Here is a 21,831-nt window from a genome sequence, read left to right as displayed (position 1 = left end):
CATCACCAACCGAGGCCGCCGCATCGCCGCAGTCGTCCCCGTCCCCATCGCCGAAACCGCCGACCAAGACCACGACGCCCCCTGAACCAGCCCGGTCAGAGCAGGCTCGGGCCTGACGGCCCTCCCGCGCGGGCCTTCACCCCCGGCCTGAAGGCCGGAGCACTGGCCCGCACACCGGTAGCGGCCGCCGTTCTCGATCTTCCCGCTGGTCAGCCCGCCGACCCGCCGACTGGCGGAGCCGCCGGAAACCCGGTAGTACTCAAATCGGATGAGTGGCGGTACTCACGGCGAACCGGGGTACAACGCCCACCCCTGGTTCCGTAGGGTCGCTCTCGCCGGAGCGTCCGGGGTCGGCGAGTCTGATCGTCCACCGAGCACGAGGAACCGGGGGACCCCAGCCCATGAGAGCCCGCATCGCCGCCGTCGCGGCGCACCTGCCCGAGCGGACGGTCACCAGCGCCGAGGTCGAGGCGCGCGTCGCGGCAGAGAGCGCCGCCGAGAGCGCGGCGGACGGCGGCTACCGGCCGCATCCCACGATCGTCGAGCGGATGACCGGGATCCGCGCCCGGCACGTCATGCGGGACGACGAGCAGGCGTCCGACCTGGCCGTCGCCGCGGCCCGCGACGTCCTCGCGCAGCGCGGGCTCCGGCCCGCGGGCGTCGACCTGCTGATCTTCGGTTCGGCCTCGCAGGACCTGATCGAGCCCGCTACCGCGCACATCGTCGCGGCCAAGCTCGGCGCGGCCTGCCCGGTCTTCGACGTCAAGAACGCCTGCAACAGCTTCCTGAACGGCCTGCAGATGGCGGACGCGCTGATCCGCACCGGGCAGCACGAGCGGGTGCTGGTCTGCACCGGCGAGAGCCCGTCGCGGGCCGTCCGCTGGAAAATCCGCGACCGCGCCCAGTTCGTGGACGCCTTCGCCGGCTACACCCTCTCCGACGGCGGCGCCGCGGCGCTCGTCGAGGCGGCCCCCGACGGCGGGATCTTCTACCGCGACTTCGCCGCCGTCTCCAGCGCCTGGCGGATCGGGACGCTGCCCGCCGGCGGCTCGATGCACCCCCGCGACCCCGAGTACACCTACTTCAGCGGGGACGGGCGCCGGCTCAAGGACGCGTTCCTCGCGGGCGGGCCGGAGATCTTCACGACCGCGCTGGAGAAGACGGGCCTGGCGTGGGACGACTTCGCGGTCGTCGCCGTCCACCAGGTGACGCTCCCGTACCTGGAGGTGCTGCGGTCGGTCCTCGGCGTCCCGGCGGACCGGCTCGTCGTGACGCTGCCCGAGCACGGGAACGTCGCGTCGGCGAGCCTCCCGCTGCAGCTCGCCACCGCGCTCGCCGAGGGGCGCTGCGGCCCCGGCGACCGCGTCGCCATGATCGGCCTCGCCGGCGGCATCAGCCTCGGCGTCCTGTTCGCGGAGCTGTGACCATGGATCTGCCCATGGATCTGTGGGTCGTCGTCCCCGCCTACGACGAGGAGCGGTCGATCGGCGCGACGCTGCGCCGCCTCGCCGCGCAGACCGACACGGGCTTCTCGCTCGTCGTGGTCGACAACGGCAGCACCGACGGCACGGCGCGGGTCGTGAAGGAGTTCGCGGCGGAGGAGGCTCCGTTCGACGTCCGGATCGTGCACGAGCCGGAGAAGGGCACGGGCGCCGCGTCCGACACCGGCGTCCGGCACGCGATCAGCGCCGGGGCCACGCACATCGCCCGCACCGACGCCGACTGCCTGCCGCACCACGGCTGGGTCGCGGCGGTGCGGCGGGCGTTCGGCGACGGCCTGGAGCTGGTGTCGGGGCCGCTGCTGCCCCGCACCGACGAGTTCCCGCTGAAGTTCTGGGAGCGGCGCCTGCTGCCCGCCGTCATCGATCTCGCCGCCCTGTTCGGGCGCTTCCGGCCCGGCAACCAGGACCCCGCCTACCTCGGCCCGTACGTGATGATGCCGGGCTGCAACCTCGCCATCACCGCGGACCTGTACCGGCGGGCCGGCGGTTTCCCGCGCACCCGGATCGAGGAGGTCCACGAGGACCGCGCGCTGGTCAACCGCGTCCGCTACATCACCGACGCCTACGGACTGCGCAAGGACGTGGTCATGTACGGGTCGGTGCGGCGGCTGCGCGCGTACGGCCTGGTCAAGACCCTCGGCTGGTACGCCGACCACCGCTACATGCCCGACGTCGTGGACATCCGGTGAAGCGGGGACGTCCGGTGAACTGGGAGCGGCGCCTCTACCTGACGGCGCATCCGTTCGCCTACCCGCTGCTGCGGGGGATCGCCAGGCGCGGCGCGATCGTCCGCGTCCCCGGCCTCGGCGTGGTGGTGAACGACGCCGCCCTGGCCCGGGACGTCCTCATGGACGGCGAGACGTTCCGCAAGGACGGGCCCGGCTCGCCCGGAGACCTGTGGACGCCCGTGCTGGGGCCGTCCGTCCTGCTCAACATGGAGGGCGAGGCGCACCGGAGGCTGCGGCGCCGCCTCACCGACCTGTTCGTCCCGTCCTACACCGAGGAGCTGTGCGACCGGGTGCTGGCGGAGCCGCTGGAACGGCTCGGCGGCCGGCTCCGGCGCGGCGAGGCCGTCGACCTGGTGGACGCGGCGCGGGTGATGGCGGCGGCGGTCATCAGCGAGGTCATCGGCCTGGACCTGCGCACGGAGGCGGCCCACCGGGACCTGTTCGAGCAGGGCGAGCGGGTCGTGTCGATGGTGTCGCTGCGGACCCGCCGGCTGTCCCCGGCGCAGGTGCGGCGCGCCCGCGAGGTGCTCGACCCGCTCGGCGACGCCGCGGAGAAGGCGTACCTGGGCGACGAGTCCACGGTCATGGGGCGGATGCGGGCGCTCGGCCTGTCCCGGGACGAGGCGCGCGGCGCCGCCGGGGCGTTCTTCCTGACCGGCACGGAGACCGTCGCGACCTTCATCCCGCGGCTGGTCGCCCTGCTGCACGACCACGGCCGGCTCGGCCAGGCCGCCGCCGACCCGGCGCTGCTCGACCGCGCCATCGAGGAGGCGATGCGGGTGACGACGCCGACCCCGGTGATGCTGCGCAGCGTGCACCGCCCGGTGGCGGTCGGCGGCGTCGCGGTCCGCCCCGGCGACCGGGTGCTGATCGCCACGCACAACTGCTGCCGCGCGCTCGGCCCGTTCGACCCGGGCCGCCCGCATCCGCCGGAGCTGCGGCGGCTGTGGTTCGGCGCGGGCCCGCACTTCTGCATCGGGTACCCGCTGGCCATGGCGCAGATCCGGCGGGTCGCCCGCGCGGTCCTCGGCGCCGCGCCGCTGGTCATCACGCGGCGGGCGGCGGCGCGGGGCGTGCTGATCCCGACGTACCGGCACCTGGCCGTCCGCTCGGAGTCCGCCCCGGCGGGGGAGGCGGCATGACGCTCGTGCAGCGGCTGCTCGACCAGGCCGCGGCGGCGCCGGGCGAGGTCGCCCTGATCGCGGGGGACGGCGCCGAACTCACTTACGGCGAGCTGCGGCGGCGGGTGCTCGCCGTCCGGCACGGGCTCCTGGCGGCCGGGCTCGCGCCGGGGGACGGGGTGCTGTTCTCGGTGCGGCCGTCGCCGGAGTCGCTCGTCCTCGCGCTGGGCGTCGTCGCGGCCGGGGGAGTGGTGGTGTTCGCCGACCCGGGCGCCGGGCCGGAGATGTTCACCGCGCGGCTCCGGCTGGCGCGCCCGCGCTGGTCGGCGGCCGAGTCGGTGCTGTACGCGGGGAGCCGGCTGCGGCCCGTCCGGGCGTACGCGCGGCGGCGCGGGCTGCTGCTGCCGAACCTCGCCGACCTCCAGATCCCCGGCGAGGAGCCGATGCGGCACATCCACGTCGGCCGCCGCCTGCCGGGCGTGCCGCGGAACGCCCTGTCGTTCGAGCGGCTCGCGTCCGGGGACGCGCCGGAGCCCGGCCCGGACGAGGACCCCGGCGCCCCCGCCGCGGTGATCTTCACCTCGGGGACGACGGCGGCCCCGCGCGCCGTCGTGCACACCCGGGCGTCCCTGGCGGCGGCGCTCGACCTGTTCCGGACGCGGCTGCCGCTCGGCCCCGGCGACGTCGTCCACACCGACCAGCTCATGCTCGGGCTGCCGACGCTGATCGCGGGCGCGCGGTGGTCGATGCCGCCGCTGTCCTGCCCGCCCGGCCGCTTCGCCCGGCTGATGCGGGAGCGGGGCGCCACGCACGTCTTCTGCGTCCCCGTCCACCTCGCCGACGTCCTGGACGCGTCGCCCGAGCTGCCGCCGACCCTGCGGTACGTGCTGCTCGGTGCCGCTCCCGCGCCCCCGGCGATCCTGCGCAGGGCGGTCGCGGCGGCGCCGTCCGCCGAGGTCCTGTCCGTCTACGCGATGACCGAGATCCTGCCGGTCGCGATCGCGTCGGCGGAGGAGAAGCTCGCCCACACCGGGGCCGGCGACCTCCTCGGCGCGCCGCTGCCGGGGGTCGGCGCGCGGATCGCGGACGACGGCGAGCTGCTGCTCTCCGGCCCCAACCTCTGCAGCGGCTACCTCGGCGCGGACCCCCATACGGAGCTGCCGACCGGCGACCTGGCCCGCCTGGACCGGCACCGCCTGATCCTCATGGGACGCAAGAAGGACATGCTGATCCGCGGCAAGTTCAACCTGTACCCGGGCCTGTACGAGCCGGCGATCGCGGCGCTCCCGGACGTCGCCGAGGCCGCCATCGTGGGCGTCCCCGACCCGGGGACGGGCGACGAGGAGGTCGTGCTGGCGGTGGTCGGCCCCGCCGACCTGCCCGCCCGGCTCCGCCGCGCCCTCCCCGGCGTCATCGACCACGACGCGCTGCCCGACCGCATCGTCGTCCTGGACGGGCTGCCCCGCTCCGGCCGGACCCGCAAGCTCGACCGCGACCGCCTGCGCGAGCTGGTGGGCGCATGAGGATCGCGGTGACGGGCGCCTCGGGTTTCGTCGGCGGCGCGGTGTGCCGGAGGCTGGCGGCCGACGGCGCCGTGGTTTTCGCCTACGGCCGCCGCGCCTCCGTGGACGCGGCCCACCTCGGCGGCGCGGTCTACCGGTCCTGGGACGTCACGCGCGGCCCGCTCGCGGACGCGCCCGAGGTCGACGCGGTCGTCCACTGCGCGGGCAGCGTCACCGACTGGGGGCCGGCCGCCGGGCTGTTCGCCGCGAACCTCACCGGCACCCGCAGCGTCCTGGCGGCCTTCCCCGGCGCGCGCTTCGTCCACGTCAGCACGGCGAGCGTGTACGACCCGTTCCGCCCGAGCGTCATGGCCACCGAGGACGAGGCCCCCGTGCGCCGCTACATGAACGCCTACGGCGCGTCGAAGGCCGCCGCCGAGCGCGCCGTCCTCGCCGCGCCCGGCACGATCGTCCTGCGTCCGCACGCGGTCTACGGCCCCGGCGACACGACCCTGCTGCCGCGCGTGCTGTCCGCGGTGCGGGGGCCGGTCCTGACCGCCGCGGGGACGGGCCGCCAGCGCATCAGCCTGACGTCGATCGGCAACCTGGTCCAGGCGTGCGTGCTGGCCGCGACCGGCCCGGCCGCCTCGGGCGTCTTCAACGTCGCGGACGCCGCCCCGGTGACGATCGACGACGCGTTCCGCGAGATCCTCCGCGAGCGGGGCGTGCGCGCCAGGCCCGTGTACCTGCCCGCCGCCGTCGCGCGCCCGCTGGCCGCCCTCGCCGAGGGCGCGTTCCTGCTGGCGAACCGTCCCGAGCCGCCGCGCATCACCCGTTACGCGATCAGCCATCTCGCCGTGGAGCGCACCCTCGACATCACCGCGGCCAGGGAGGTCCTCGGCTACGACCCGCGCCCCACGACGTTCGCCGGAGCCGCCGGCTGGTAATCGTCAACCTCGGGTTGACGATGGCGAAGCGTCAACCTAGAGTTGACGCATGACCGAACCCACCCGGCCCGTAGGGCAGATCCGGCTCGACGACCTGATCAACGGCATCAAGAAGGTGCACACCGACGCCCTCGAACAGCTCCGCAGCGCGGTGATCGCCGCCGAGCACCTCGGCGAGGTCGCCGACCACCTCATCGGCCACTTCGTGGACCAGGCCCGCCGCTCCGGCGCGTCCTGGACGGACATCGGCAAGAGCATGGGCGTCACGAAGCAGGCCGCGCAGAAGCGCTTCGTCGCCAAGGGGGCGTCGCCCGACCTCGACCCGCAGGACGGCTTCTCCCGGTTCACCCCGCGCGCCCGCAACATCGTCGTGGCGTCCATGAACGAGGCGCGGGCCGCGGGCAACGACCACATCGGCACCGTGCACATGGTCCTCGGGCTGCTGTCCGAACCCGAGGGGCTCGCCGCGAAGGCGATCGTCGGGCAGGACGTCCTGCTCGACACGGTCCGCCAGGCCGCGACGGAGGCGCTGCCGCCGGAGGCCGAGAGCGTCCCCGACCTCATCCCCTACGACGCGGACAGCAAGAAGGCCATGGAACTCACCTTCCGCGAGGCGCTGCGCCTGGGCCACAACTACATCGGGACCGAGCACATCCTGCTCGCCCTCCTCGAATTCGAGGACGGCACGGGCGTCCTCTCCGGGCTCGGCATCGACAAGGCGAAGGCCGAGGCGGACATCACCGAGGCGCTGAGCGCCATCGTCGCCGAGGAGGGATGAGTTCCGGGCGCCCGGGGAGTCCACCCAGGTATGAAGAAGCACATCAACGGAGTGGACCTGTGCGTCGAGACGTCCGGTGATCCGGCCGGCACGCCGATCCTGCTCGTGGGCAACACCGTGCTCACCTGGCCGGACGACCTCTGCGCACGCCTGGCAGCCCTGCGCCGCTTCGTCGTCCGCTACGACCTGCGCGGCACCGGGCACTCCCGCGCCCCGGGATCCGGCGCCGACCCCGAAGCACCCGAGTACACGCTGCGCGACCTGGTCGCCGACGCCGCCGGCGTCCTCGACGCCATGGACCTGCCCAGCGCGCACGTCGCGGGCTTCGGGGCCGGCGGCTGGATCGCCCAGCTCCTCGCCCTCGACCACCCGGACCGCGTGACCACCCTCACCCTCGTCGCCACCCGTCCCACCGCGCCCGGCCCCAGCGACCCCGACCTGCCCGAGCACGCGCCGGAGCTCATGGCCCACTTCATGAACCCGCCCGAGGTCGACTGGGCGGACCGCGAATCGGTCGTCGGCTTCATGCTGGAGAACGCGCGCCACATGGCCGGCCCGGAGTTCGATGAGGCCGAGTCCCGGGAGGCCATCGAACAGATCCACTACCGGACGCTCGCCACGCTCGACCCGGACGACGACCCGGGCGGGGCGCACCGCGCCGACCAGATGGGGACCGCCTTCGCCGCCCTCGACTGCGGCCCGCGCTGGCGCGAGCGCCTAGGCGCGATCAAGGCGCCGACCCTGGTGGTCCACGGCGCGGACGACCCGTTCTTCCCCGTCGGCAACGCCCGCGCGCTGGCCGCCGAGATCCCCGCCGCGGAACTGCTCGTCCTGCCGGGCACCGGGAACGGGCTTCCGCGCCGGACCTGGGACGCGGTCGTCTCCGCGATGCTCCGGCACACGTCCTGACCCGTGCCCGGGGTGGCCCGAAACTGACGGGAATCGGCCCGCCGGCGGCTCGCGGACAGACCGCCCGGCCGGTGATCCTTGCGTTCGTGAACGTGATCGAACTACGCCAGTACAGGCTGCACCCGGGCCGCAGGGACGAACTCGTCGAGATCTTCGACCGGGAGTTCCTCGAATCGCAGGAGGAGGCCGGCATCGCCGTCCTCGGCCAGTTCCACGACCTGGACGATCCCGACAAGTTCGTGTGGCTCCGCGGCTTCGCCGACATGGAGGCGCGGGGCGAGGCCCTGCCCGCCTTCTACGACGGCCCGGTCTGGGCCGAGCACGGCCTGGCCGCGAGCGCCACGATGGTCGACGCGTCGGACGCCCGCCTCCTGCGGCCGCTGCGCGGCCTCCCGGACCCGCCGCCCCGCCCGCCGGCCGGCGCCGCGCCGCCGCCGACCCGGGTGACCGCGTTCCTCTGGTCGTTCGGCGAAGGGCTGGCCGAGGCCGAGCCGGTCATGCGGGACGAGGTCGTCCCGCGCTTCGGCCCGGACGCCCTGGCCCTGGCCTCGCTGACCGCCGAGAACAACTTCCCGCGCCTCCCGCTGCGCACGGGCGACGGGCACGTCGTCGTCATCACGACCGGCCCCGACGCCGTCCCCGCCGGCCTCCCGGCGGGCATCCCGGAGCCGGAGCGGCTACGGCTCGCCCCCACCGGCCGGTCCCTCCTCGGGGCCGTCCATCAGGCGGAGGGCTAGGAAGAAGTCGACGCGGTCCTCCAGGCGGGAGAGGTCGCGGCCGGTGAGGTCCTGGACGCGCTGGATGCGGTAGCGGACGGAGTTGACGTGCAGGTGGAGCCGCTCGGCGCAGCGCGTCCAGGAGCCGGACACCTGCAGCCACGTCTCCAGGGTCCGGACGAGGTCGGCGCCGTGGACCCGGTCGTACTCGTGCAGCGGGTCCAGGAGGCGGACCTTGAACATGTGGCGGACGTCGTCGGGGACGCTCGCGAGCAGCAGCACGTGCGTGGCCAGCTCGTCGTGCCGGACCACGCAGACCGGGGACGGGCGCGTCGCGGCCAGCCGGCGCGCGTAGCGGGCCTCCTCGACGGCCGCGCGCAGGTCGGGGGCCGTCGCGACGTCGCTGACGCCGACCGCGATGCCGCCGCCCGCCAGGCCGGGCGCCAGGAGGTTCAGGGCGGCCTGGGCCTCGGCGGCGAGGTCATGGCCGGCGGCGGGGACGAGCGCGATGACCTCGTCGTCCAGGACCCCCACCGCACGCGGCCGGGGCAGGACCTCGGCGAGGACCGTGCGCAACTCCTCCGGACGCGGGGAGCCGCGCCCCGACGCGGCGACGGCCACGTACGGGTCGCCGGCCAGGCCCGCGTACCGCAGCCGGGCGGCGTCCCCGGCGGCGGCCGCGGCGACGACCTCCCGGTCCGGGTGCGCGGCGGCGTCCAGCCGGGCCTTCTCGATGGCGACGATCGCGGCGAGCTCGGAGGTGAGGGCGCGGCGTTCCGGGGGCCAGTCGCCGAAGTCGCCCTCGGAGGCGATGAACCAGTCCGCGACGCGCGACGCCGCGCCGGCCGCGACCGGGAAGACCGACATGCCGAGGTCCGGGACGTGGTGCGGCAGCCGCGGCGCGGTGAGGAACGCCGCGGCCAGCGCGGCGGGGTCGGGCGGGGGCGGCCCCGCGACGACCCGCCCGGCGGGCGTGAGGACGTGGCAGTGGCCGACCAGGTCGAGCACCGCGTCCAGGCCGGTGCCCTCGACCAGGCGGCGGTGCCGGTCCAGCACGGCGGTGAGGTCGGCGGCGCGGGCGCTGGACAGCTGCTGGACGACCTCCTCGGTCACCGTCGCGAACGCCACGTCCTCCGGCACCTTGAACAGCGGGAGCCGGTGCCGGCGGCAGGCGTCCACGAGGTCGCCCGGGATCGCGCCGAGCGTGAGGTCCCAGGCGGCGAGCGCCGAGACGCCCGCGTCGGCGAGGGCCCGGACGAACGTCTCCGAGTCGTCGGGGCCCGTCCGCCAGACCAGCCCGGTCAGCACCAGCTCCTGCCCGCGCAGGTAGCGGCCCGGGTCCAGGAGGTCGGTGGTGACGACCCACCGGATCGTGCGGTCCAGTTCGTCGTCCCCGGTGACCACCTCCAACCGCAGCCGCGGCATCGCGAGCAGAGAACGCAGCCTCATATGTAGCAAGCTACAAAAGCCGGGTGGGTGTGCGGGGGCGGAGTTCGGAGGTCCTGTCACTCGACCCGGTCGCGGGCGGCTGTGTGTACTGGCAGGCGTGATGGTCGGTGAGGATGAGCTGGCGGCGTGCTGCGCGTCCCGCCGGTGGCTGGCGGCGGTCGCCGCGGGGCCCCGCGGTGATCTCGGGGCGCTGCGCGAGACCTCCAGGCGTGTGCTGCGCGAGCTGGAGTGGGCGGACGTCGAGGAGGCGCTCGCCGCCCATCCCCGCATCGGGGAGCGCGCGGAGGGCCGGACCAGGGAGGCCGGCTGGTCGCGGGAGGAGCAGTCCGGGGTGGACGGCGCGGAGGCGGGCCTCAAGGCCGCGCTCGTCGAGGGCAACCGCGCCTACGAGGAGCGTTTCGGGCACGTGTTCCTGATTCGGGCGTCCGGCCGAAACGCGCTGGAGATGCTGCGTGAGCTGCGCGAGCGGCTGGGTAATGACGCGGAGACCGAGCGGCGGGTGGTCCGGGCGGAGCTGGCCGAGATCGTCGACCTGCGGCTGGCGCGGCTCGCCGGGGGAACGGACGCCGAGGGGGAGGGCCCATGAGCCTGTCGACGCACGTGCTGGACGCGGCGAAGGGCCTGCCGGCGGCGGGCGTGACCGTCCGGCTGGACCGGCGGGCGGACGACGGCACCTGGACGACGCTGGCAGAGGCGCACACCGACGACGACGGCCGCGTCAGGGAGTGGGACGCGCCGCCCGGGGCGGGCGTGCACCGGCTGACGTTCGACACGGCGGGACTGTCGGACTTCTACCCGGAGGTCACCGTCGCGTTCACGATCACCGATCCGGGGCGGCACCACCACGTCCCGCTGCTGATCAGCCCGTTCGCGTACTCGACCTACAGAGGGAGTTGACGGCGATGGCCGTCGTGCTCGGACCCAACCGCTACGGCAAGGCGGAGACGCGGGTCGTCCGCGTCACCCGGGACGGGGGCGCGCACCGCGTCAAGGACGTCAACGTCAGCGTGGCCCTGTCGGGCGACATGGAAGACGTGCACCTGACCGGCGACAACGCGGCCGTCCTGCCGACCGACAGCCAGAAGAACACCGTGTTCGCGTTCGCGAAGAAGCACGGGATCGCGGCCATCGAGGACTTCGGCCTGCTGCTCGCGCGGCACTTCGTCGACTCCCAGCCGACGATCTCCCACGCCCGGGTCGAGATCCACGAGTACGGCTGGGAGCGGATCACGGGCGGGCACTCGTTCGTGCGGAGCGGCGGCGAGGTGCGCACGGCGGTCGTGCACGGCGACGGCGAGGGCGGCGGCGAGTCGGTGGTCTCCGGGCTCAGGGACCTGGTCGTCCTCAACTCGACCGGCAGCGAGTTCCACGGGTTCGTCGAGGACGAGTACACGACCCTCGCCCCGACCGGCGACCGGATCCTCGCCACCGCCGTGACGGCCCAGTGGCGTCACCGGGGAACGGACACCCGCTGGGACGACTCCTACCGCGCCGCCCGAGAGGCCCTGCTCATGGCGTTCGCCGAGACGCACAGCCTGTCGCTCCAGCAGACCCTCTTCCAGATGGGCCGCCGGGTCCTGGAGGCGCGGGCGGAACTCTGCGAGGTGCGGCTGTCGATGCCCAACAAGCACCACTTCCTCGTCGACCTGGAGCCGTTCGGGATGGACAACGACAACGAGGTCTATTTCGCGGCGGACCGCCCGTACGGGCTCATCGAGGGCACCGTCCGCGCCGACGACGCCCCGCCCGCCCCGGCCGCCTGGAACTGAGAGAACAAGGGGCTGCACCATGGACTTCCTGCGACCGGCGACCTGGGCGGACGCCCTCGCCGCGAAGGCGGAGCGACCCGGCGCGCTGCCCCTGCAGGGCGGCACCGACGTCATGGTCGAGATCAACTTCGACGTGCACCGGCCGGAGGCGCTGCTGGACCTGACCCGCGTCCGCGAGCTGGCCGGCTGGGACACGGTGGACGGGGACACGGGCGGCGGGCGGCTGCGCGTCGGCGCCGGGGTGACCTACACCCGGCTGATCGAGGAGCTGGGCGGCCGGCTGCCCGGCCTCGCGCAGGCGTCCCGGACGGTCGGCTCGCCGCAGATCCGCAACCGCGGCACGGCCGGCGGCAACCTCGGCGCGGCGTCCCCCGCCGGGGACGCCCATCCGCCGCTGCTGGCGGGCGGCGCCGAGGTCGAGGCCGAGTCGGCGGCGCGCGGCGTCCGGATGATCCCTGCGGCGGACTTCTTCACCGGCGTGAAGCGCAACGCGCTGGAGCCCGACGAGCTGATCCGCGCGTTCTGGACGCCGCCCGCGTCCGGCCCGCAGTACTTCTCCAAGATCGGCACCCGGAACGCGATGGTGATCGCGGTGTGCTCGTTCGCGGTCGCGCTCCATCCGGGGGAGCGGCGCGTCGGGACGGGCCTCGGCTCGGCCGCCCCGACGCCGCGCCGCGCCGCCGCCGCCGAGGAGTTCGCCTCCGCCGAGCTGGACTGGGACGGCCGCGGCCCGCTGGGCGAGGCGGCGGCGCGGCGGTTCGGCGAGTTGGCGGCGGAGGCGGCGTCGCCCATCGACGACGTCCGCGGGACGGGCGACTACCGCAGGCACGCCTTGGCGGTGCTGGCCCGCCGCACCCTGACCTGGGCCTGGAACGACCACCGGAACGCGGGAAGGAGGGCCTCCTGATGCGCGTGAACGTCACCGTCAACGGATCCGCCGAGGCCGTGGACGACGTGTGGGAGGGCGAGAGCCTGCTCTACATGCTGCGGGAGCGGATGGGCCTGCCCGGCTCGAAGAACGCGTGCGAGCAGGGCGAATGCGGGTCCTGCACCGTCTACCTGGACGGTGTCCCGGCGTGCGCGTGCCTCGTCGCGGCCGGGCAGGTGGAGGGCCGGGACGTCCGCACCGTCGAGGGGCTCGCCGAGGGGCCGCCCGGCGACGAGTGGCTCGACCCCGTGCAGGAGGCGTTCGCCGAGACCGGCGCCGTCCAGTGCGGGTTCTGCACGCCCGGCCTCATCGTCCAGTCGCACGACCTGATCGAGCGGAACCCCGCGCCGACCGACGCCGAGATCCGCGAGGCGCTCGCCGGGAACCTGTGCCGCTGCACCGGCTACGAGAAGATCCTGGACGCGGTGCGCCTCGCCGCCGAGCGGAAGGCCGCCGCGACATGACCCCCGACACGGCCCGCGAGACCACCCGCCGCGGCACGATCGTCATCGAGAACGCCCACGTGGCCACCGTCTCCGGCGAGGAGTACCCGGGCGGGCACATCGTGATCGACGGCGACCGGATCACGGCCGTCGGCCCGGGACCGGCGCCGCCCGCGCCCGGCGCGGAGCGGATCGACGGCACCGGATGCCTCGCCACCCCGGGTCTCGTCAACACCCACCACCACCTCTACCAGTGGGCGAGCCAGGGGCTGGCGGTCGACAGCACGCTGTTCGAGTGGCTGACGACCCTCTACCGGCCCTGGTCGAAGATGGACGCCGAGGTCGTGTCCGGCGCGGCGTCCGCCGGCCTCGGCTGGCTCGCCAAGTCGGGCTGCACCACGTCCACCGACCACCACTACCTGTTCCCCAGCGGGCGCGGCGACCTGCTCGCGGCGGAGATCGACGCCGCGGCCGAGATCGGCGTGCGGTTCCACCCGTGCCGGGGCTCGATGGACCGCGGGCAGTCGCAGGGCGGACTGCCCCCGGACGAGGTCGTGGAGGACCTCGACACGATCCTCGCGGAGACGGCCGCCGCGATCGACCGGTACCACGACCCCTCGCCCGGCTCCATGCTCCGCGTCGCCGTCGCGCCCTGCTCCCCGTTCAGCGTCAGCCGGGACCTGCTGGTCGAGTCGGCGCGGCTGGCCCGCGACAAGGGCGTCCGCCTGCACACCCACCTCGCCGAGACGCTCGACGAGGAGGAGCACACCGCGGAGCAGTTCGGCATGACGCCGACCGAGTTCATGGACTCCCTCGGCTGGCTCGGCCCCGACGTGTGGTTCGCGCACTGCGTCCACCTCCACGACACCGACATCAAGCGGCTCGCCGAGACGGGCACCGGCACGGCGCACTGCCCGAGCTCCAACGCGCGCCTCGGCGCCGGCATCGCCCGCGTGTCCCGCCTGCTGGAGGAGGGCGCGACGGTCGGCCTCGGCGTGGACGGCTCCGCGTCGGCGGAGCTCGTCCCGCTCGCCGGGGAGATCCGCCAGGCGCTCTACATGCAGCGCGCCCGCCACGGCCCCACCGCGCTGACCGCCCGGCAGGCCCTGCGCATGGCGACCCTCGGCGGGGCCCGCTGCCTCGGCCGCGAGGACGAGCTCGGCTCCCTCGAACCGGGCAGGCTCGCCGACATCGCGCTGTGGCGGGTGGACGGCTTCCACGCGGCCGTCGACGACCCCGTGGTCGCGTTCGCGTTCGGGAAGACCCCGCCATTGCAGCGGCTGCTCGTCGGCGGGCGGACGGTCGTGGACGACGACACGCTCGTGACCGTCCCGCAGGACGAGGCAGGGCGGCGCGGCGCCGCCGCCCACCGCCGCCTGATGCGGCTCGCGGAGGAGGTGCTCTGATGGCGTCGCCGGTGCGAAGCCCCGGCCAGGTCGCCGCCCCGGGGCAGGGCGGCGTCGGGGACAGCCCCCTGCGGCCGGACGGCACGCTCAAGGTCGCGGGCGAGTTCGCGTACGCGTCCGACCTCTGGATGGACGGCATGCTGTGGGGCGCGACGCTGCGCAGCCCGCACCCCCGCGCCCTGATCACGTCGATCGACGTCGGGCCCGCGCTGGCGGTGCCCGGCGTCCGGGCCGTCCTCACCCACGAGGACGTGCCGGGACGCAAGACGTTCGGCATCGACCGCACCGAGGACCAGCCCGTCCTCGCCGTCGACCAGGTCCGGCACGAGGGCGAGCCGGTCGCGCTCGTCGCCGCCGACCACCCGGAGACCGCGCGGCGCGCGATGGAGCTGATCGCCGTCGGCTACGAGGTGCTCGCGCCGATCACCGACCCGCGCGCGGTGCTCGCCGACCCGGAGGGGCTGAAGGTCCAGGAGCGGGGCGGAATCACCCGCCACCAGCCGGTCCGCGTCGGCGACGTGGCCGCCGCGCGGGCGGCGGCGGACGTCGTCGTGTCCGGCGAGTACGAGGTCGGGATCCAGGACCAGGCGTTCCTCGGGCCCGAGTCCGGGCTGGCGGTCCCCGCCGAGGACGGCGGCCTCGACCTGTACGTGTCCACGCAGTGGATCCACAACGACCTCAAGCAGATCGCGCCGTGCCTCGGCCTCGCCGAGGACCAGATCCACATGACGCTGGCGGGCGTCGGCGGCGCGTTCGGCGGGCGCGAGGACCTGTCGATGCAGATCCACGCGGGGATGCTCGCGCTGCACACCGGCAGGCCCGTGAAGATGTCGTACAACCGGTACGAGTCGTTCTTCGGGCACGTCCACCGGCATCCCGCCCAGATGCGGTACGAGTACGGCGCGACGGCGGACGGGAAGCTCCTCTACGCCGACGTGGAGATCGTCCTGGACGGCGGCGCGTACACCTCGTCCACGATGAACGTCACGGGCAACGCGGCCTCGCTCGGCGTCGGCCCGTACGAGATCCCCAACATCAAGATCGACGCGTACGGCGTCTACACCAACAACCCGCCGTGCGGCGCGATGCGCGGGTTCGGCGCCGTGCAGGCGTGCTTCGCCTACGAGTCGATGATGGACCGGCTCGCCGCGGCCTGCGGGCTCGACCCGGTCGAGATCCGCCGCCGCAACGCCGTCACGCAGGGGTCCAGGCTCGCGACCGGGCAGGTCATCGACTCCCCGGCGCCGCTCGCGGAGATGCTGACCCGGCTGGAGGCGATGCCGCTGCCGCCGCCGCTCGACCCGTCCGACCTGCGGAACCTGCCGGGCGGGGTGGCGCAGACCACGCACGGCGAGGGCGTCGTGCGCGGCGTCGGCTACGGCGTCGGGATCAAGAACATCTGCTTCTCCGAGGGGTTCGACGACTACTCCACCGCGCGCGTCCGGCTGGAGGTCATCGGCGGCGAGGCGACCGCGCTCGTGCACACCGCCGCCGCCGAGGTCGGGCAGGGGCTCGTCACCGTCAAGGCGCAGATCGCGCGGACCGAGCTGGGCGTGCAGAGGGTCACGATCGCCCCGGCCGACGACCGGGTGGGCGACGCGGGCTCCTCCAGCGCGTCCCGGCAGTCGTACATGACGGGCGGCGCGGTCAAGGCGGCCTGCGAGGCGGTGCGCGCCGAGCTGCTCGCGCTCGCCGCCCGCCGCCTCGGCGGACGGTGGGCCGCCGCCGACCTCGCCGTCGTCGGCGGGAAGATCGTCTCGCGGGCGGACGGCGTGCTCGGCACCATCGAGGAGGTCCTCGGCGACGAGGTCGTCGAGGAGACCCGCGAGTACCACCACCGGCCCACCACCGCCCTCGACCCCGTCACCGGGCAGGGCAGCAGCCACACCCAGCTCGCCCTGTGCGTGCACCGGGCCGTGGTCGACGTGGACGTCGACCTCGGGCTCGTCAAGGTCGTGGAGATGGCCGCCGTCCAGGACGTCGGCAAGATCATCAACCGGACGGGGGTGGAGGGCCAGATCCACGGCGGGTCCGCGCAAGGCCTCGGCCTCGCCGTGATGGAGGAGATCGTCGTGTCGGACGGCCTCGTCCGCAACCCGTCGTTCACCGACTACCTGATCCCGACGATCCTCGACATGCCGCCGATGCGGCTCGACATCCTCGAGAACCCCGACCCCGCCGCGCCCTACGGGCTGCGGGGCGCCGGGGAGCCGCCGACGCTGTCGTCCACACCCGCCATCGTGGCCGCGATCCGGGACGCGACGGGCAAGGCCCTCAACCGGGTCCCGGTCAGGCCCGAGCACATCGTGCGAGGCGCCCCATGGACGGCCTGACGATCAGGTCGCGGCGGACCGTCCTGCCCGAGGGGGAGCGCCCGGCCGCCGTCTCCATCCGGAACGGGCGGATCACGGCGCTCTCCCCTTACGAGTTCCGCGACCCGGCCGGTGCCGTCCTGGACCTGGGTGACGTCGCGCTGCTGCCGGGCCTGGTCGACACTCACGTCCACGTCAACGAGCCGGGACGCACCGAGTGGGAGGGCTTCGCCACCGCGACCCGCGCCGCCGCATCGGGCGGCGTCACCACCATCGTCGACATGCCGCTGAACTCGCTGCCGCCCACGGTCGACCCGGCCGCGCTGGCGGCCAAGCGCGCCGCCGCCGAGGGGGCGTGCGCGGTGGACACCGGCTTCTGGGGCGGCGCGATCCCGGGGAACCTGCCCTCGCTGCGGCCGCTGCACGAGCTGGGCGTCTTCGGGTTCAAGTGCTTCATGTCCGACTCGGGCGTCCCGGAGTTCCCGCCGCTCCCGCCGGACGGGATGCGGGACGCGTTCCGGGAGGTCGCCTCGTTCGGCGGGCTCGTCCTCGTCCACGCCGAGGACCCCGCGTCGCTGGCCGCGCCGTCCGGGGGCGGCTACGCGGAGTTCCTGGCCTCGCGCCCGCCGTCCGCCGAACGCGTCGCCGTGGAGCGCGTCGTCCGGCTGGCGGAGGAGACGGGGGTGCGCGCGCACATCCTGCACGTGTCCGCCGCCGACTGCCTCGACGTCCTGGCGAAGGCGCAGGCCGACGGCCTCCCGGTGACCGCCGAGACCTGCCCCCACTACCTGACGCTGACGGACGACGACGCCCGGGGCACCGCGTCCAAGTGCTGCCCGCCCATCCGGGACGCCGCGAACCGCGAGGCACTGTGGCAGGGGCTCGCCTCGGGCGTCCTCTCCTGCGTCGTCACCGACCATTCGCCCTGCACGCCCGAGCTGAAACGCGGCGACTTCGCCACCGCGTGGGGCGGCATCTCGTCGCTGCAGCTCGGCCTTCCCGTCGTCTGGACGGCCGCGCGGGCGCGCGGCCACACGCTCCACTCGGTCGTCCGCTGGATGTCCGAGGCACCCGCCGCCCTGGCCGGGGTCTCAGGCAAGGGCGCGATAGCGGTCGGCAACGACGCCGACCTCGTCGCCTTCGCCCCGGACGAGACCTTCACCGTCACCCCCTCGGCTCTGCATCACCGCCACCCCGTCACCCCCTACGAAGGCCGCACGCTGGCCGGGGCCGTCCACACCACCTGGCTGCGCGGCGTCCCCGTCACGGGCTCGTCCACCACGGGCTCGCCCGCCGGCCGGCTGCTCACCAGGCAGGAGCGATGAGCGACTTCACGTCCCTTCCGGACCTGGCCGTCCGCACCCTCGGCGGATCCGTCATCGCCGCCAGCGACGAGTCGTTCGCGGAGAAGGAGAACCTCCTCAACCCGTGGGCTCCGGCGTTCTCCCCGGAGACGTTCGGGCCGAAGGGCCAGCTGTACGACGGGTGGGAGACCGCCCGCCGCCGCGGCCCCGGCCACGACTGGGCGCTGGTCCGGCTCGGCCTGCCCGGCGTCGTCCGCGGCGTCGTGATCGACACCGCCTGGTTCCGGGGCAACTTCCCGCCGCACGCGTCCGTCGAGGCGTGCGCCGTGGACGGCCACCCGGCCGACCTCACCGGCGCCGACTGGGTGGAGATCCTCCCGAAGAGCCCGCTGAAGGGCGACAGCGCCCACGCCTTCGCAGTCGACGAGGAACGACTGTTCACCCACGTCCGGCTCAACATGTTCCCCGACGGCGGCATAGCGCGGCTCCGCGTGCACGGCGAGGTCGTCGCCGACCCGCGCCTCCTGACGGGCCTCACGGTCGACCTGGCCGCTCTGGAGAACGGCGCACGCGTCGTCGAGTGCTCGGACATGTTCTACTCGTCGCCCGACAACATGCTGTTCCCGGGTCTCGCGCGCAACCAGGCAGAGGGCTGGGAGACCGCCCGCCGCCGCGACGGCGGCAACGACTGGGCCGTGATCCGGCTCGCGGCACCCGGCACCATCCGGCTCGCCGAGATCGACACCACGAACCTGAAGTTCAACGCCCCCGCCCAGGCCGCGCTGTCCGGCATGGACGCTCGCGTGGGGGACACCTGGAGCCGCCTACTCCCGAGAACGGACCTTCTGCCCGACACCCGCCACCGCTTCCGCCTCACCACACCGGAGGTGACCCACGTCCGCCTGGACATCCACCCGGACGGCGGCATAGCCCGCCTCCGGCTCCTCGGCGACCTGGCCCCGGACGCGGAACGGGCCCTCACCGCCAGGTGGGATCGGCTGCGCGGCGCCTGAGCGCGCCGCGTCCCGGCGGTGGGGCCCGTCTCCGAGGCTCGCCTCCGAGGCCGGTTCAGTCGGTCTCGGTGGGGTCCTCCTCCAGGAGGTCGTCGAACTCGCCGTCCTTGACGCCCGCGATGAAGGCGTCCCACTCGGCCTCGGTGAAGTAGAGGATCGGGCCCTCCGGCTTCTTGGCGTCGCGCATGACGACGGCCCGCTCACCGAAGTCCTTGTGCTGGACGGGGACGTCCTTGCCATCGATGAACTCGATGATGACCCCGTCGCTGAGGATCGGTTCCTGCTCGGTCACTGGCACACCTTCTTCGTCCTGGTCGTGGGATTCAAGGCTAGTAGGGATGAGACCCGCGGCACATGGAAAGCGCCCCGGCGACGGCGGCGTTCCGGGAGCCCCGTGAACGCGACACGGGGCGTCGGCGAAGCAAGGTGAACGACTCGCCGAATCCGGAGGGCACGACATGACCCGAGAAAGACCGGCCGCGACCCGGGGAAGACCGGCATGGTCGCGGTGACCGCCGGCGACGCCGAGATCCTGCGGCGGTCCCGGCACGAGCCCGAGTGCTTCGCCGTCCTCTTCGACCGCCACTACACGGCGATCCACGGGTACGCGGCGCGGCGGCTCGGCGCGGGACCCGCCGACGACGTCGCCGCCGAGACCTTCCTGATCGCCTTCGACCGGCGGGAGCGCTACGACGCGTCGAAGGGCGACGCGCGGCCCTGGCTGTACGGGATCGCGTCCAACCTCATCGCCCGGCACCACCGCGCCGAGGTGCGCCAGTACCGGGCCCTCGCCCGGTCCCTGGGCCGCGACGCCGTCGAGGGGCACGCCGACGGCGTCGCCGGGCGGATCGACGCCGAGGCGGCGCGCGGCCCGCTGGCGGCCGCGCTCGGCGGGCTGTCCCGCGGCGACCGGGACGTGCTGCTGCTGGTCGCCTGGGCGCAGCTGAGCCTGCAGGAGGCGGCGGAGGCGCTCGGCATCCCCGCCGGGACGGCGAGGTCGCGGCTGCACCGGGCCCGCAGGAAGGTCCGCGCCGCGCTGGGCGCCCCCACCGACTTCGGAAAGGACATGGACTGATGAACGATCTGGACATTCTGCGAGACGCGTGGGCGGACTGCGAGCCGCCCGCGGACACGGCCCGCGCCGCCGCCCGCACGGCCCTGCTCGAACGCGCGGCCGGGCGCGAGCGCCCCCGCGCCGCATCCCGGGCGGGCGTCCGCCTGCCGCGGTTCGGCGTCCGGCTCGCCGCGGTGGGCGCGCTGGCGGCCGCCGCCGCCGTCGGCGTGACCGTCGTGCAGACCGGCGGGGGGACAGACGAGGACGGCAGGCCCCGCGCGGTGCTCCCCGGCATCCCGGCGGGTCCGGTGGCCAGCGCCGGGGAGGCGCTGGAACGCGCCGCCCTCGCCGCGGAGGCACGGCCGTTCACGCCGCCCCGTCCCGACCAGTGGATCTACGTCGAGTCCACGCTGCGGACGGGAGCGCGCCCGAACGGCCCGGTGTCGCAGGACCCGCGCGACACCGTCGTGAAGCGCAACTGGAAGCGGGCCGACGGCACGAAGTCGGCGGCCCTGGACAAGGGCGAGCTCGTGTACAGCGGGATGCTGCCGACGACGCCGCCGAGCGACTACCGCTCGCTGGCGGCGCTGCCGACCGACCCGTCCGCGCTGCTCCAGCGGATGTACCGGGAGGCGGGCGGGCTCGGCGAGACGCCGGAGGGGCGGTACTCGACCGCGTACACGATGCTCGGCGCGGTCCTGCGGGACAACGTCCTGCCGCCGAAGACGGAGGCGGCGGTGTTCCGCGCGATCAAGCTGATCCCGGGCGTGACGCTCGCCGAGGGGCGGGCGGACGCGGCGGGACGCCCGGCGCTCGGACTCGGGCGCGTCGCCGAGGGCTGGCTGCACCAGGAACTGCTGCTGGACCCGGCCACCTACGCCTACCTGGGCGAGCGGTCGGTGGCGCTCAAGGATCACACCGCCCGGGGGACGGACGCGACCATGCGGGTGAAGAAGGGCGACCTGCTGAACATCACGGTCCGCGTCAAGGCGGGCATCGTGGACGAGGCGGGGCAGCGGCCCTGAGCCGTTGCCCGCCGGATCGAGGCGGGCGGGCCGGGACCGTCCGGCCCGCCCGTCCTCAGGGGTCGATGAGCAGGCGGGCGGCGGAGATCTCCAGGCGCGCCTGGATCTCCTCGGCCGTGGCGTTGCCGCGCAGCATCTCGATCATCTCCATGGTCCAGATGCCGGACAGGGCGCGGGCCACCAGGCGGCGCGGGTCGTCGGCGGAGAAGGTCTCCGGGCGGCCGGACGCGGCGAGCAGCAGCATCCCGGTCATCCGGTCGCCGAAGTCGGTCTTGACGTCGGAGAGCAGCAGCGAGCGGATCAGCGCCTCGGCCAGCTCGGGCTCGCGCATCAGGCCGCGGGTCGCGCGCATCAGCACCTCCACCGCGCGCTGCGGCGCGTCGCCCGCGCGGGGCGGGCGGCGCTCGATGCTGGCCTCCAGGAGGTCGAGCTCCTCGCTCACGACCGCGACGACCAGGTCCATCTTGGACGGGAAGTAGCGGTACAGGGTGCCGAGGGCGACCCCCGCGCGCTCGGAGACGGTGCGCATCTGCATCGCCTCGATGCCGCCGCGGGACGCCAGCGCGGCCGCCGCCTGCACGATACGCTTGCGCCGCTGGTGCTGGCTGCGCGAGCGCACGCTCTGCCCCGGCTGCGCCGCCTGTCCCGCGGGCTGACCCCGGGTCTCGTCCCCGGTCACCGTCGGCTCTGCGGTCACGGTCGATCCCTCCTGAGCGGGCGCGGTCGCCCGACGTGTCCCGCCCAGGATACAGCCCATGAGAACGTGTTATCTGATCCGTGGCGAGGGGCGGTCCGGCCGGTGCCTTCTCCCGGCCGGCGAACCTAGACATGCCTGGAGAATCTGCCCGGGATCGAGCCCGATCATGCCTCTGGACACAGACTAGAATCTGTTCTACTTTTTCGCCGTGGGGTCGGCCCGGGAGGT

The 21,831-nt window shown here is 74.5% G+C and carries 22 protein-coding genes; 19 read left to right on the top strand and 3 right to left on the bottom strand.

All coding sequences use genetic code 11. The annotated features are described in order from the left end of the window. Positions 1-401 precede the first annotated feature (401 nt). The 8 genes from IEZ03_RS35650 (at position 402) to IEZ03_RS35615 (ending at position 8,224) form a co-directional block, all read left to right on the top strand. On the top strand, positions 402-1,424 hold the full coding sequence (locus IEZ03_RS35650; protein ID WP_184887339.1) for a 3-oxoacyl-ACP synthase III family protein: 1,023 nt from the start codon (positions 402-404) through the stop codon (positions 1,422-1,424). Positions 1,425-1,426: 2 nt separating this feature from the next. Then, on the top strand, positions 1,427-2,191 hold the full coding sequence (locus tag IEZ03_RS35645; RefSeq protein ID WP_229808787.1) for a glycosyltransferase family 2 protein: 765 nt from the start codon (positions 1,427-1,429) through the stop codon (positions 2,189-2,191). Then, a complete protein-coding gene (locus IEZ03_RS35640) occupies positions 2,188-3,372 on the top strand; it encodes a cytochrome P450 (RefSeq protein WP_229808786.1) in 1,185 nt (394 codons plus the stop codon). The genes IEZ03_RS35645 and IEZ03_RS35640 overlap by 4 nt, the downstream gene beginning before the upstream one ends. Beyond that, positions 3,369-4,874: a class I adenylate-forming enzyme family protein gene (locus IEZ03_RS35635; protein WP_184887337.1), complete on the top strand. Its 1,506-nt coding sequence runs from the start codon at positions 3,369-3,371 to the stop codon at positions 4,872-4,874. Before IEZ03_RS35640 ends, IEZ03_RS35635 begins: the two co-directional genes overlap by 4 nt. Continuing rightward, on the top strand, positions 4,871-5,800 hold the full coding sequence (locus IEZ03_RS35630) for an NAD-dependent epimerase/dehydratase family protein (RefSeq protein ID WP_184887335.1): 930 nt from the start codon (positions 4,871-4,873) through the stop codon (positions 5,798-5,800). Before IEZ03_RS35635 ends, IEZ03_RS35630 begins: the two co-directional genes overlap by 4 nt. 49 nt (positions 5,801-5,849) lie before the next feature. Beyond that, on the top strand, positions 5,850-6,578 hold the full coding sequence (locus IEZ03_RS35625; protein ID WP_184887333.1) for a Clp protease N-terminal domain-containing protein: 729 nt from the start codon (positions 5,850-5,852) through the stop codon (positions 6,576-6,578). 30 nt (positions 6,579-6,608) lie between these two features. Next, positions 6,609-7,487, top strand: coding sequence for an alpha/beta fold hydrolase (locus IEZ03_RS35620; protein WP_184887331.1), 879 nt, complete (start codon positions 6,609-6,611; stop codon positions 7,485-7,487). 86 nt (positions 7,488-7,573) lie between these two features. Further along, on the top strand, positions 7,574-8,224 hold the full coding sequence (locus IEZ03_RS35615) for an NIPSNAP family protein (RefSeq protein WP_221480851.1): 651 nt from the start codon (positions 7,574-7,576) through the stop codon (positions 8,222-8,224). Here the strand turns inward: IEZ03_RS35615 and IEZ03_RS35610 are convergent. Next, positions 8,165-9,652 carry a PucR family transcriptional regulator gene (locus IEZ03_RS35610; RefSeq protein WP_184887329.1) on the bottom strand — a complete coding sequence of 496 codons (1,488 nt, stop codon included), beginning with the start codon at positions 9,650-9,652 and terminating at the stop codon, positions 8,165-8,167. The genes IEZ03_RS35615 and IEZ03_RS35610 overlap by 60 nt on opposite strands. Before the next feature lie 100 nt (positions 9,653-9,752). Here IEZ03_RS35610 and uraD point away from each other — a divergent pair, with 100 nt between their 5' ends. Genes uraD through alc form a run of 9 tightly spaced genes read left to right on the top strand, consistent with a single transcriptional unit; the run spans position 9,753 to position 18,827 of the window. Beyond that, positions 9,753-10,238 carry a 2-oxo-4-hydroxy-4-carboxy-5-ureidoimidazoline decarboxylase gene (uraD, locus tag IEZ03_RS35605; protein ID WP_184887327.1) on the top strand — a complete coding sequence of 162 codons (486 nt, stop codon included), beginning with the start codon at positions 9,753-9,755 and terminating at the stop codon, positions 10,236-10,238. Continuing rightward, the gene (gene uraH / locus IEZ03_RS35600; protein WP_184887325.1) at positions 10,235-10,549 is read left to right on the top strand and encodes a hydroxyisourate hydrolase; all 315 of its coding nucleotides are present in this window, start codon (positions 10,235-10,237) and stop codon (positions 10,547-10,549) included. The genes uraD and uraH overlap by 4 nt, the downstream gene beginning before the upstream one ends. Before the next feature lie 5 nt (positions 10,550-10,554). Continuing rightward, a complete protein-coding gene (gene pucL / locus IEZ03_RS35595) occupies positions 10,555-11,421 on the top strand; it encodes a factor-independent urate hydroxylase (RefSeq protein ID WP_184887323.1) in 867 nt (288 codons plus the stop codon). A 19-nt stretch (positions 11,422-11,440) separates the two neighbouring features. Next, entirely contained in the window at positions 11,441-12,328 is an 888-nt protein-coding gene (locus IEZ03_RS35590) for an FAD binding domain-containing protein (RefSeq protein ID WP_184887321.1), read from the top strand. Beyond that, complete coding sequence (locus tag IEZ03_RS35585) at positions 12,328-12,813, top strand: (2Fe-2S)-binding protein (protein ID WP_184887319.1); 486 nt, start codon at positions 12,328-12,330, stop codon at positions 12,811-12,813. Before IEZ03_RS35590 ends, IEZ03_RS35585 begins: the two co-directional genes overlap by 1 nt. Continuing rightward, positions 12,810-14,198, top strand: coding sequence for an 8-oxoguanine deaminase (locus IEZ03_RS35580; RefSeq protein WP_184887317.1), 1,389 nt, complete (start codon positions 12,810-12,812; stop codon positions 14,196-14,198). The genes IEZ03_RS35585 and IEZ03_RS35580 overlap by 4 nt, the downstream gene beginning before the upstream one ends. Continuing rightward, positions 14,198-16,531 (top strand): xanthine dehydrogenase subunit D, encoded by a 2,334-nt coding sequence (pucD, locus tag IEZ03_RS35575; RefSeq protein WP_184887315.1) that lies wholly within the window; start codon positions 14,198-14,200, stop codon positions 16,529-16,531. Before IEZ03_RS35580 ends, pucD begins: the two co-directional genes overlap by 1 nt. Then, on the top strand, positions 16,519-17,835 hold the full coding sequence (allB, locus tag IEZ03_RS35570; RefSeq protein ID WP_184887313.1) for an allantoinase AllB: 1,317 nt from the start codon (positions 16,519-16,521) through the stop codon (positions 17,833-17,835). Before pucD ends, allB begins: the two co-directional genes overlap by 13 nt. Beyond that, entirely contained in the window at positions 17,832-18,827 is a 996-nt protein-coding gene (alc, locus tag IEZ03_RS35565) for an allantoicase (protein WP_184887311.1), read from the top strand. The genes allB and alc overlap by 4 nt, the downstream gene beginning before the upstream one ends. A 55-nt stretch (positions 18,828-18,882) precedes the next feature. Here alc and IEZ03_RS35560 read toward each other — a convergent pair whose 3' ends face one another. Next, the gene (locus IEZ03_RS35560) at positions 18,883-19,119 is read right to left on the bottom strand and encodes a DUF397 domain-containing protein (protein ID WP_184887309.1); all 237 of its coding nucleotides are present in this window, start codon (positions 19,117-19,119) and stop codon (positions 18,883-18,885) included. A gap of 207 nt (positions 19,120-19,326) precedes the next feature. Here IEZ03_RS35560 and IEZ03_RS35555 point away from each other — a divergent pair, with 207 nt between their 5' ends. Both IEZ03_RS35555 and IEZ03_RS35550 read left to right on the top strand, forming a co-directional pair. Continuing rightward, on the top strand, positions 19,327-19,902 hold the full coding sequence (locus IEZ03_RS35555) for an RNA polymerase sigma factor (protein WP_184887307.1): 576 nt from the start codon (positions 19,327-19,329) through the stop codon (positions 19,900-19,902). Further along, entirely contained in the window at positions 19,902-20,906 is a 1,005-nt protein-coding gene (locus tag IEZ03_RS35550) for a CU044_5270 family protein (protein ID WP_184887305.1), read from the top strand. The genes IEZ03_RS35555 and IEZ03_RS35550 overlap by 1 nt, the downstream gene beginning before the upstream one ends. A 55-nt stretch (positions 20,907-20,961) precedes the next feature. Here the strand turns inward: IEZ03_RS35550 and IEZ03_RS35545 are convergent, their stop codons facing one another. Then, positions 20,962-21,603, bottom strand: coding sequence for a TetR family transcriptional regulator (locus tag IEZ03_RS35545; RefSeq protein WP_373293726.1), 642 nt, complete (start codon positions 21,601-21,603; stop codon positions 20,962-20,964). Positions 21,604-21,831 lie beyond the last annotated feature (228 nt).

Source organism: Actinomadura livida (genome assembly GCF_014648675.1).
GTDB classification, from domain to species: Bacteria; Actinomycetota; Actinomycetes; order Streptosporangiales; family Streptosporangiaceae; genus Spirillospora; species Spirillospora livida.
The sequence above is the reverse complement of the archived record's forward strand: the minus strand, read 5'-3'. Positions and strand labels throughout refer to the sequence as shown.